Origin of the sequence: Fontibacillus forbon (assembly GCF_046559655.1) — a bacterium.
GTDB lineage: Bacteria > Bacillota > Bacilli > Paenibacillales > Paenibacillaceae > Fontibacillus.
This window is the reverse complement of the sequence record NZ_JBKGFV010000001.1, coordinates 136,840-148,853: the sequence shown is the minus strand read 5'-3', so window position 1 is coordinate 148,853 and position 12,014 is coordinate 136,840. Positions and strand designations below refer to the sequence as shown.

The window sequence follows — 12,014 nt, the reverse complement described above, 5'->3', positions numbered from 1 at the left end:
ATAAGAGTGTTTTTAACTTAGAGTATTGAGTTAAGTGATTCCCTTAACTTGTTTATATCACTCGCATAGACGGTATCGCCGGCATCTCTGACATTTGGAGCAGAAGTTGGAGGTGATATAGCTTTAATGGCGTTTACCAATTCATTATAGTAGGAAGCTTTAAAGCTCGTTCCTTTACTTACTGAAGTAAAGGCAACATTAGTTAAGCCTATATATGATCTGAACTCGTTTATTTTGTTGCATAGCCTGTTCCATTCGTTAGCCGTCACGTTAAAGGAGGATCCCGTATATTTGGCCGTGTCCCAGTCAAAATTAACCGGCCGGTTCTTTTTGGTCCTCATCGTGTAGGTAGACATCACCGATTGAGCGCTGTATCCGTCATAAGCTTTTACCCCAAAATTATAAGAGGTATCAGGCATCAAATTTTTAAAAGTATATCTGCCGCTACCTTCATTTGTCGGTGTAACACTGGCATTATTCAAAAAAAACCAGTATCCAGCCACTCCCTCGTCATCCGAAGCGCTGACATACATGGTTATAGAGTTAGTGCCAATTTGAGTAGCGTACCATAAGTCGATATTTGGTGGAGGGTTAGACTTTGTGGTGACAGAATAACTTGTCATACTACTGTCATTGTTATATATATCAAAAGCCTTTACTCCCAAGCTGTAAGTCTTCCCGGGAATCAAGTTGGAAAAAGTTCGTGTTACACTTGAGCCATAGCCGACTCCAACCGAAGTACCGTCTAAATAAAAATAAAAACCGCTCACTCCAGAACTATCACTGGCAGAAGCGGTCATTTCCACGGAGGTTTTGTTAATTGCGCTTGGTCCCCATCGTGTAATGGTAGGAGGTGTAGTATCCGGCTCTTTGGGTGTTCGTATCGTAATACTGTTACTTCCAAGACTAGTCCTGCTGGAGTTAAAAAAATGTACGGTTAGCGTATATGATGTATCTCCTTTTAAACCTGTGTAAGTATGATATTTAGTAACAGAAGTAACCGGACTTGAGAACTGCTCCATCGGTCCATCCCCGACTCCATCTATAAAAAATCTATAATAATAGGCAAGACTTCCTCCGCTTGAAAAACTTGCCGACACAGGGATACTGTAATATGAAACATTCCCAGAAACCTGAATAGATATATTAATAGCCAACTAACTCACCTCTTTTCACCTTTATATGGAAAATTATTCAATCTAGCTTTATAATCGAAATTATTAAAAAAGACACTCCCTTAAGAAAGAAGTGATTCCATGAAAAAAATGGGCTATTTACTTACCGGAATAGCGTTAGGTCTAACCCTTTCTGTCACAAGCCCCGTGCTGGCACAAAACGTAAAATCCATCACGGCTAAGCTTAATTCCACAGTCAGTGTGTTGGTTAATGGTGAAAAGGTGCATTTGAATGCTAAACCAATTAACTATAACAATCTGAATTATCTGCCCGTGGGAGAAATAAGTAGAATCTTAGGTTTTAAAGTAGATTGGGATGCTGAAAAACATGAGATAATGATCAATGATGATGGAATAAAGGAACCGGACTTAATTGAAAATGAATCAGTCCCTTCTGTAAAAGTTTTTGACTTTGATGATGTTTCACTTGCTTTTGAAAAGTGGGACAAAGAGGAGGCCAAATTAGCTAATATTAAAATTTCCATCCAGGAAAATAATAAAATTCTCCTTGGTCTTTATGACGAGATTTATAACCTCCAACCAAATAAGGATTACTTTTATGATCAATCTACTGGAAAAGGATATTTTGAAGAATCATATTTGAAAACAATTATTCCAAATGCTGTATTAGAAATACTGACTCCAAAAAACATTTCTATAAAAGATGGAGCAATTACATTACTTAATTAGTAGTGGCGTTATGAAGTTAGTTTTTAACCAAACTTACGGATATAGTAGATTGAAACGTAAGAGCTCAAACCTCCTAGGTTTATAAAACACTCGGATATGAAATTAACTCAATCTATCTATACAATGCTTCTAATAATACTCCCTTAAGAAAGAAGTGATTCCATGAAAAAAATGGGCTATTTACTTACCGGACTAGCGTTAGGTTTAACCCTCTCTGTCACAAGTCCCGTGCTGGCACAAAACGTAAAATCCATCACAGCTAAGCTTAATTCCACAGTCAGTGTCCGTGTGAATGGAGACGAGATACATTTAAATGCTCCACCTATCAATTACAACAACTTAAACTACCTTCCTGTAGGAGAGATTAGTAGGGCATTAGGCTTAAATGTCAGTTATGATAAAAAATCAGATGAAATCAGAATTGTTGGATCAAATAATCCATCTGAATCCAAAGATAATCCAATGCAGCAAAATAAAAATGAAGGTTCTGAAAAATCCATTCAAAACATTGAACTTATACAGGATAAAGAATTGAATAATGGTGAATCACTTTCTGGAGAAGTAAATCTAAAAATATATAATTTTAAGTCACAACCAGCAAATGAATATGGAGATAACTATTTATCGTTCTCCTACGATATTGGGTTAACGAATTATGACCTTCTTGACAGTTATCTATTAGAAATCCAATTTTACTTTGATGATGGGACAAGCCTAATGGCACCATTAACACAAAGATCTGTTAATATTCCAAAAGGAACAATCAAAACAAATGATATTCTCTATAAAGGTTTTATGATATCTAATAATGTTAAACCTATTGCTGCAGTAGTCACATTAAGAATTGAGGAGAATACCAAACGCCCCAAAACTGTAGCAAAGAATATAAAATGGAATATTTAATTCCTACACGTTTTGATCAAAAACAATTCAATAGCAATTCAAAATAATTTCCGTACCACACCTTCAAGGAGGGGTGATATTAATTTTGTTGGTCAATAATTTAATTTGAAAAGAGAGAAGTGATTCCATGAAAAAAATGGGCTATTTACTTACCGGACTAGCGTTAGGTTTAACCCTCTCTGTCACAAGTCCCGTGCTGGCACAAAACGTAAAATCCATCACAGCTAAGCTTAATTCCACAGTCAGTGTCCGAGTGAATGGAGACGAGATACATTTAAATGCTCCACCTATCAATTACAACAACTTAAACTACCTTCCTGTAGGAGAGATTAGTAGGGCATTAGGCTTAAATGTCAGTTATGATAAAAAATCAGATGAAATTCTAATAAATAGTCCCATTGAAAATACGCCGACTCAGGAAACCTCTTCTAATAAAAGCGAGAAGCGAAAAGAAAATATCATATTGGGAAAAAACGAAATTATCAGTACCGGAAATTATAGCTATACGATCAATGACGTCACAATTAGTGAACAAAAGGATGAGCAAGGATTTTTTCCCTATAGCTATACAGTTCATATTGATTCAAAAATTGAAACTAAGGCAGACAGTATAAGTCTATGGAGTTGGACAGTTGGGAACAATGACTTGGATAATCAAACTGTTGGCGGAGGATCCAAAATCACTATTACTGAATCATTTATCGGTAGTAAAGAAATCCGATTTGAAGGGAGAGCTTTCTCTCCGCAAGAAAAAATTCAATATGTCAACCTGATAGTTGGAATAAAGGATAGTGATGAAGGTTTATCACATGTAAAATGGAAAATACGATAAATCATCCAAATTTGGCTGTAAGGTTTAAGCCTACTATTGTATTCGCGTCAAACCTTAATGTATTTGCGTTAAGCACAACTTCTGAAGAAGCAATCGTTAAACTGCCAGTACCATCTGATATGAAATAGGATACATCACTTAATTGTATTCTCTTTGTTCCACTTAGGAATCTTCCAAGGTAAATATTATTACCAACATAAAGATTAGAGTTTACATCAATTTTTGTATCAGCTGTGATTTCTCCTCCGTTTATTACAGAACCCTCGATTGTTGATGCTTTTATATTTGCGCTATTTACTATGGTTGAATTAATAGTGCCGGCACTAATCGTTGGCGATTCAATATAGGTAGATCCAATCTTGGTGGCTTGAATATAATTTGGCAACGCCGGGATGTATGGCTGATTCGAAACTTTATCCCAACTGATCGTCGCATTCGGTCCCATTTTTACGTTGCCGCCGACGACCAGATCCTCGATGGCAGCAGCTTTAATTTTGTCATCCGTAGTGAGTACGTCTTTACCTTTCACTTTGAGCCCTTGAGCATCAACTTCTCCGCGGATGACAAGATTGCCTTTGGTCGCATCGTAGAAAAGTTCTTTTTGCCATTTCCCTGAGATGTATTTCTCAAAAGAAAATCCTTCGGTCGCGTTCAATGTTGTCCTAATCAAATTGTTGTTCGTAGTGATAACCAAACCATTGGCCGTATCAATCACAACTCCGTTGTAGACTTTACCCATTTGGACAAGGCCGTTCTTAAATTCTGGATCAAGCTGGTTGGCAGGAAGACCGCCTTCGATCGTGAGTGCGAGACCCATAATTTTGACCCCGCTTTGATTAACGCTAAAAGTTTTATTGCCCGCGCCATCCGTAGCGTCAATTTGCAAATTAACTCCGGCTAGCAGTTTGCCCATAACACGCTCAGCCACGATCCGATCAGGTAATATTGCCGTTTTCCAGCTGTCTCCCCCGTCTTGGGTTAATGCAATTTGCCCGTGCTGCATAATAATAAATTTGTTCGGATCCGTCGGATCTTTAATTAGAATTCCTTTACGGCTAATTTCCACAGATTCGTTTGTGCCGGCTACAATATCCCTTTCAATGGCGTTCCAGGTATTATCAATCACGGAGGCTACTTCGTTGGCTGTTGAAGTGGCGTCATCCCATTTGGTTTTGCTCATATCCACCACATTGGATGAGTGAATGGATTTGTACAGATTTTGAAGGAACCGATCCTCGTCGGTCAACAATTCTTTAGCGTTGGAAACCGTCACCTCAATAGCTGACTCTTCATAATCGAATTCAATTTCTGTGACATTTGCTGTAATTCCAATCCCGAGTTTCTCGTGCTCCACTATAATGAAATCCCCAATTACAAGCTTATCCCATTGATGTTGTTCCGTAAGCATCTCAAAAAAATTGACCAGTGAAACCTTAACTACCACTTTCGGTTCCCTGATCTTATCAAATTCCTTTTTCCCATCCTCCAACAGATCCTCCGGGTCTGTATAAACATCACTGGAAAATTCCTTCTCGATAATAAAGGCATTTAATTCTTTTAGTTCTTCATCCGTAAAGTTAGTTTCCATGCTCATCTGTTGCTTTAGACTTTGAATCGAAGCCTCAGCTTCGGCAATTTGGCGTTTTACTTCCTCCATTACCGCCTGCTTACCGGACAATTCCGTAGTTTTGGCATTTTTCTGCCGAATCAGTTCCCCGGCAGGTTGGCCCGTCCCATTAGCTGTGTCCAGGTTATCTTCAATAAGCAGCAATTGCGTATAAAGAACCGCATATTCGTTTTCAAGCACACCTAGTTGCAATTCCAGATTTTTTTTAGCTGTCAACAAAGCCTGAAATGATTCTTGCTTTGAGGTAACCAAACGCTCATAACGAATCAACTGCCGACACAGGTTGTCACTCATATAATCGCTATGCGTTATCACGTTCTCATAATCATCTTGTTGATAAGGATACAGAAAATAGGAAAAATCCTGGATGAAGTTCGTACCTAATGGATTTACCGTCTGAATAGATAACCCCTCATTGCCAAACAGCTTCAACCGCGTACAAAACTCATCCATGCTTGTCTCCTGGGCTACATTCTTCATTAATCTCCCAAATGAAGTTCTAAATCCTCTATTTTGCCCAAAGTTCTCCGGGTCATGAAAACTGATTTGACGTTTTTTTGTATCCCATATCATTAGTGCATGAAACGCAGTCGCAAGTTTTTGGACCCCTTCAAGAACTGAACCCGTATGTTCAAATGACCGGTATTTCAAATCAAACTGAACATCAACATATCCTACGTTCCAGATGCTTTGTTTGAGCAAATCCTTTAAAATGGAGGTAAGATTTTTAGACTCGACCCTGTAATCCTTAATTAACTTTGAACCGAGTTCATAGCCGAGACCAAAACATTGGACAAACACACTTTCACGATCGTGCGAAGACGTTTCGATTTTGTCGATAATGTAATATTCTTTGTAAGTCCCCTTTTCAAAACGCAGCAGATACCGTGGTTTCACCGTATCCAAATGCTCGTTTCTTCTTAATTCCCCTTCCATACCTGTTACCGTTAAAGGAAGTTCGAAGGACAGCTCGTTTATATTTCCCAAACTGATTTTTTGCTTGATGCCGAAAGCTTCGGAAAGCTTATTACAAGTGGTTCTTTGCAGATCGGGTTTGCACAGGAACAACTTCGGTTTTACTATTTCCGTGTCGATCAGCGTTTCGGCAAGATATACGTCCTGCATTGCCCTTACCTCCTACCCCATGTTTCTAAATTGATACTTCCATTTCAATTGACAGTTCCCGTATATTTTGAAATAATTGATGCCTTCCACAAAGATCGGAAAATCACCGAAAAAATCATCATAATGAAGCGTTAACGGAATATTGGACACGATATCCTCCTCTTCGCTACGAACGGTAATTTCTTCATCCGCAAGTAAATTGACTAGACGAAATGCTCTACCCCGATCTGACATGTTTACGATAGAAATCTCGCCATCTCCGATCTTCCGGATTACAAGCACTGGTTTGCACCGCATATTTCCTTTATTTTCTATGGCCCATTCACTTCCACTTATCGGATTATTCGAATAATCCAGGGGATCGGATTCATAAACGGGTGAATACGTGTACGGGCTAATATTGCGCATCTGCAACTGCACGATCCCTTGCTTCAAACAATTATGCAGCAGCTTAGCTTCGCCTGTATAAAGCGTGTAATACCATTTTTCCAAATTGTCGGAAAAGTATAGTGGCTTATAGTAAGGCTGATTCCCAAGCCAACCTGCCACGTTTTTCAGCTTCTCTTCATCAAAATTGTCTGTAAAAGCAAAATTTAGCGAAATGGTGAAGGGTCTTCGTTCTGTTTCAATAAAATATGGCGTATCTCTTCCGCGAATCGTTACTTCCTTCAAGCTCTGCTCCGGAAGTAAAATCTGTTCCTGCATGCCCGACGTCATATTGACATTCATCAGTCCCATATGGTCGCTTCGAATGCCGTCATAAACAAAATGCAAACTTTCCGCAATGGTCATAATTGTGTCCCCCTAACCGGGAATTAGATTCCGGATTTCTTTAAGTTTTTCTGAATCAAGTTAAAAAAAGAATAGGCTCCTTCTTCATTACCTTGAAGCCTTTCAATCGTGATGTACATGTTGACATCGCCGTTAGGAGTAGCAAGAGCTGCGGAGGAAGGCCTAAACAGTGTCGAAGCAATGCCTTTGATTCCGCTTACCAATCCGCGGGTAATATCTACAGCCGTAAGTAAATTTTTTGTATCGCTCTTGTTAAGAACCAATTCCTTCTCATGCGCAAGCAAAAACTTTCCTTTAGAAAAGGAAGGGGTCATCCCGCCCGATTCCGCTGAAAAGGGATCCAGGTTTCTTAGTTCATCATAGCTTTTGTCGAGAAAGCCATACTCGGAGCGATAAGCTTCGTTTTGAGATTTCAGAAAAGTGAAGCTCTTCTCCAGATTTTTATATTCGGCGGAATTTTTGCTTAATTGGGCCATTTGCTTTTTTATGTTTTCAGCCTGCAGTTTGTTATTTAAATATCTCTGCCAAGCCGCTCGCGCTGCTGGAGTGTCCTTAACCTTGTCTGAGTCATTAGCTTGACTGCCAGAACCAGAATTGGCATTAGGTTGAAGGTCAGGATTAAAGTTAGGGTTTTGATTAAGAAACTCTTCATCCTGTTTAAAAAGATAGTTGAGGTTCTTCAACAAGTTTGCTCCTAGAATCTCCGCGTCCGTCCCCACTTTCGCCATTTGATTCTGTAGAAAAACAAAAAATTCCCCATAGGTTCCTTTGATTTCGTTAATTCGGGTTTGGACGAGTATTGCGTCATTGCTTAGCAAATCTTGTTTAAGTTGATAGAACATCTCCTCATCTTCAAGCATGGCTTGATAGAGCTGTTCTTTCTTTTCCTTTTCTTCTTCCCATCCCTCAATCAACTCGGTATGATGATCATTTTCAAGCTCTTTTTGAGCGGAGATTTGCTCCTTCTTCTCCTCCAACAGGTCGGCAAGGTTTTGCTTTCTCAGTTCCCTTTCTCTGTTCAGCCGGAATTCGCTAATCTCTTCATTTTTTTCATCCAGTTGTTCTTCCAGCGTTTTCCGTTTCGCCTTTGCCTCATAGGAATCGTCTAAAGCCAACGTATTAATTTGATCTACGATCTCCTGGCGCTCTTCTATCTTCTTGTTTAATGCCTTATCATAATCGTCCGACAAGTTTTGGCGATCCAGCAATTCAAGTTGGGAATTAATTACTTCCTCAAATCGTTTAAGCTCTTCATCAAAATGCTTTAAACGCTCTTCATGCTGTTCATTTTCGAGTTCTTTACTTTTTTCTATAGCATCAAGCTCAAGATCTCGTTTCTTTTCAATCATTTTCTTGTAGTTAGCAATGATTGTATCGGCGTAATCCTCATTGATGTCTCGAATAGATGAAGCATACTCGTAATTATCCAAGAGCAGTTGCTCCAACTCTTCTCTCAGTTCCTTTTTAACTTTTACGGAAAGCTGCTCATTCTCAAGTTGTTCTTTAAGGAACACTACTGCATCATTATTAATTGCAATTTGTTCTTTGCTGAGAGCGATCTGATTTCTGAGCTCATTCGTATAATCAGCTGAGCCTTCGGTGTATTGGGCCATTTTCGCCTTTGATAGTTGAAGCTGATCACCGACTTCTGAAAGGTTGTTTTTGAACTCATTAAGCCTGCTGTTTATCACACCTGCCCGCTTTTCTTGGATTTCCAGCGTCAAATCATCGTAAGTTTCACCGAGCGTACTGATCTGAGCATTCAGCTCATCGGATTCAATATGATACTGTTTCATGGAATCTCTGATTCTATCAGCCTGGGCATGGAGAAGTTCACGCTTTTTTAATAAAATGTCGATCTGCTTAATATCTTCATCACGAAAATTATCAGAATCTTCGGAATACTTCCCTTGCACTGCTTGAGATTTCTTTAATAATCCATCTTGCTTCGATAGTTCATTCTGGTAGGAAGCATTGTTACTTTCAATTTCCGATAAATAATTCTGATAAATCCGATCATCCGCTTCATACCACTCGGTAGATCGAGAACTTTTGCCGGTTTCGTTCGGGGATACCTCTCCCACAATTCTTTTGGCATTAAGATAACGAGGTGACCAATAAGTACTGGTTAAATCAGCTTCTTTTAGACCCTCTTTGTCTCCCATTTGTATAAACTTGGTGCCGCCCAATGAAATGCCCACATGGGAAACTTTTTTCTTGTCACTGCCATCATTAAAGAAAACCAAATCACCAGGTTGTATATCTTTCTGATTAACACTTAAACCTACTTTTGCTTGCTCGCTTGAAGTACGCGGAAGCTTAATATCAAGAAACTCCTTATACATTTCTTGAACGAATTGGGAGCAATCCGAGAGAGCCCTAGCTACAAACTCATCATAAGTACCTTTAAATTCCCCTGGGATCTGAAGATAGTTGAATTCCCCTTGAAGTTCCTTAGCCGCATCCAACATGGTTTGAACTTGATTTCCGGAAACTGAAGACACGGCGGTTGAAACGTTGTCTGTTTTTGAAGCCGCTAAAGAATCCTCTCCAGCCTGCTGCTCTATCAGCTTCTTCTTTTGCTCCAGAAGTTGATTTTCTTCGTGCAGGGAGTCTCTATATTTTTGCGAAGATTTTGCAAACCTTTCCCTTCTGCTTGCACTACGGGTAAGCGCCTCGTCAACAGCAGCTAATTGTTTTTGGAGTTTTGTCAGTTGCTCGGTTACGGTTCCTGTTGCTCCGCCTAAATTTTCCTCCAGGTTTTTCCCATTCTCTTCAAGTGATTTTTCAAGTAGTTCTGATTGTTGAAAAATATCAATAAGCGCGTCCATAAATTCTTTGTTTTCCTGAAGATGCTTATTGACTGCAAAAAATCGTGCACTTTCCACTCCGGTATTATCAACATCAATGATTTGCAACTTTTCCTTGGCTTCGACTGCATCTTTTAAAGTGTTTAATGCAGCTAATTCAATCCCATAAATGCTCAACTTTTGAGCCAGGTTTTGGTGGGATGCGATTAATTCGTCTTTCTTAGCCAAAGTAACCGCCTTAATGCTTTGAAGTTCCTGTTCTCTTTGTTTTTCCGTCAACTCGGTATTCAATTTGATTATGCCGTTCTCAATGTAGAACAAGTCTACAAGTGACTGGTCCTCTTGAATAAGTTCGGCCACCCGTTCTGCGTTTATGCCTTTTTCCGAGGAATTATCCTTTAATAATTCGTTATATACGGATAACTTCTGTGAAGATTTATTATAGGAGGAATTTATTTGCTCCAGAGCATCATTCAGATTGAATGCCTTCGCTTCAACATCAGGAAATTGAGCGAGGATATCCTTCATGAAATCCTCTGAAATCGGAACCCCATTCGTAACTGAAGATAATAATTTTTCTACTTCCGTCCGAATTGCCGCAATCTTCGTATTATCAATGGAAGTAGGATTCTGCTCGAATTGTTCAACTAAATCATGGTAAGAAGCAATGATATCTTCGAAATCGCTGGATGCCAAATTCTTAACGATTTCTTCGATTTGATTTTCTTGCTCAAACAAAGAAGAACCGTTCCCGGCAATCGAATCCACAATTTGACTAATAAATAGACGCTGAGTATCCGAGATTTGTATTCCTTGTTCAGCGAGGATATTTATATAATTTCTGGAAGTTGCTTCAAGCGAGTCAGTGCGTTCTTTCAGATTGGCTTCCAGACTTGCTTTGGACTTCATCAGTTTCCCTTCAAAAACAGCTTGTTCCTGATGGTATGATTCAAGAATTCCTTCCCAAAAATTATATGTCACAGATCCTTCCGGAAATGATCCTGATGCAAGATTTGCTTCTGCTATGGCGATTTGGTCTTTGAAAAAATTAATTTGAGCTTCATAATTCTCAATATCTTTTTGAGCCTTTTTGATCTTTTCCGTATTCTTACTGTCCTTAGCAGAAAGTTTGTTGCGGTTTGCCTCTTCTTCAGCCCTTATTTGACGTTCCAGCGCTTCCGTTCTTGCATCAATAAAAGCTATTGAATCCGTATAGGCTCTTCCTTCCGAATCCATTTTGGTGGCAGCCACACCATATTGTTCAGCTAATTGAGTCTGAATCTCCAGTAGCCGTTCTCTTCCCTCGATATTGAGTTCATCGGTTCGGTCTGCCCGTTGCAAATTCTCCATCTCAGCTCTTAATTCGCTAATTGTTTGCTTCTGCTCACGAAGAGAGTTTATTTGCTCATAGCTAATCTTCACTGCTTCAGCAGCTTCTTTTCTCGATTTAGCAAATGCTCCTGCCAGTTTGGAGATAGCCCATGTTATCCCTGTAATTGCTAATGACAAACCCATGGACATGGCGGTTTGAAGACCCAGTGTAGCTACTTGCGCCGAAATGGCACTTCTTGTATAGATTTCCGAGTACCAAGTAAGGCCCTTGAAATTCAAACCTGCTTCAGCAACCGATTCGGATAATAGATTGATAATTTTTTCGTTATAGGCGATATTTCGAAACCCTGCATCAAGGTCTTTACTCATCCCTTCGCCTAGGCTCTTTTCTGACGCTACAGCCTGCTCTGCTTTGGTGGGACTCTTTGCTTTATTTTCAACTGATTGCATTTCAACCATACTGCTTTTCAGGGATTGGACAGCCTTCATCTGATTTCCCAACTCGGATGTACCTTTTGCCACGGCTTGGTTAATCTTATGAATTACATCAAGTAAACGATAGGCTGTTGTCGAAAAATTATCTCTGATGTTGATTTCGACCTGAAGCGATTGGAGTGCCGGATGTTTCGACAAGGCTTTTAGATCATTGTTAATTTCTTTAATAGCTTTTCCAGAATCGAGTCCAGCGGAAAGCAGAATTTTCAAATTATCTGGCATGCTGTTATTCT

General features: G+C 39.4%; 7 protein-coding genes. 3 read left to right on the top strand and 4 right to left on the bottom strand.

Translation table 11 applies throughout. The features are described 5' to 3' along the window. Positions 1-17 precede the first annotated feature (17 nt). On the bottom strand, positions 18-1,157 hold the full coding sequence (locus tag ACLB09_RS00595; RefSeq protein WP_410767808.1) for a fibronectin type III domain-containing protein: 1,140 nt from the start codon (positions 1,155-1,157) through the stop codon (positions 18-20). Between the two features lie 99 nt (positions 1,158-1,256). Between ACLB09_RS00595 and ACLB09_RS00590 the strand changes: the two genes are divergently transcribed. From ACLB09_RS00590 to ACLB09_RS00580, 3 genes are all read left to right on the top strand, one after another. Then, on the top strand, positions 1,257-1,865 hold the full coding sequence (locus ACLB09_RS00590) for a stalk domain-containing protein (RefSeq protein WP_410767807.1): 609 nt from the start codon (positions 1,257-1,259) through the stop codon (positions 1,863-1,865). Positions 1,866-2,027: 162 nt separating this feature from the next. Then, positions 2,028-2,768: a stalk domain-containing protein gene (locus ACLB09_RS00585; RefSeq protein ID WP_410767806.1), complete on the top strand. Its 741-nt coding sequence runs from the start codon at positions 2,028-2,030 to the stop codon at positions 2,766-2,768. 127 nt (positions 2,769-2,895) lie between these two features. After that, positions 2,896-3,600, top strand: coding sequence for a stalk domain-containing protein (locus ACLB09_RS00580; protein WP_410767805.1), 705 nt, complete (start codon positions 2,896-2,898; stop codon positions 3,598-3,600). 1 nt (position 3,601) lies between these two features. Here ACLB09_RS00580 and ACLB09_RS00575 read toward each other — a convergent pair whose 3' ends face one another. Genes ACLB09_RS00575 through ACLB09_RS00565 form a run of 3 tightly spaced genes read right to left on the bottom strand, consistent with a single transcriptional unit; the run spans position 3,602 to position 12,003 of the window. Beyond that, positions 3,602-6,352: a phage tail protein gene (locus ACLB09_RS00575; RefSeq protein WP_410767804.1), complete on the bottom strand. Its 2,751-nt coding sequence runs from the start codon at positions 6,350-6,352 to the stop codon at positions 3,602-3,604. Positions 6,353-6,364: 12 nt separating this feature from the next. After that, positions 6,365-7,144 (bottom strand): hypothetical protein, encoded by a 780-nt coding sequence (locus ACLB09_RS00570; RefSeq protein ID WP_410767803.1) that lies wholly within the window; start codon positions 7,142-7,144, stop codon positions 6,365-6,367. A 23-nt stretch (positions 7,145-7,167) separates the two neighbouring features. Continuing rightward, on the bottom strand, positions 7,168-12,003 hold the full coding sequence (locus ACLB09_RS00565; RefSeq protein WP_410767802.1) for an NlpC/P60 family protein: 4,836 nt from the start codon (positions 12,001-12,003) through the stop codon (positions 7,168-7,170). Positions 12,004-12,014: the final 11 nt, after the last annotated feature.

What these genes read in the sequence shown, in the direction of transcription:
- ACLB09_RS00580 (WP_410767805.1), top strand. Translation starts at nt 2,896, where the DNA reads ATGAAAAAAATGGGCTATTTACTTACCGGACTAGCGTTAGGTTTAACC.
- ACLB09_RS00570 (WP_410767803.1), bottom strand. Translation starts at nt 7,144, where the DNA reads ATGACCATTGCGGAAAGTTTGCATTTTGTTTATGACGGCATTCGAAGC.
- ACLB09_RS00585 (WP_410767806.1), top strand. Translation starts at nt 2,028, where the DNA reads ATGAAAAAAATGGGCTATTTACTTACCGGACTAGCGTTAGGTTTAACC.
- ACLB09_RS00565 (WP_410767802.1), bottom strand. Translation starts at nt 12,003, where the DNA reads ATGCCAGATAATTTGAAAATTCTGCTTTCCGCTGGACTCGATTCTGGA.
- ACLB09_RS00575 (WP_410767804.1), bottom strand. Translation starts at nt 6,352, where the DNA reads ATGCAGGACGTATATCTTGCCGAAACGCTGATCGACACGGAAATAGTA.
- ACLB09_RS00590 (WP_410767807.1), top strand. Translation starts at nt 1,257, where the DNA reads ATGAAAAAAATGGGCTATTTACTTACCGGAATAGCGTTAGGTCTAACC.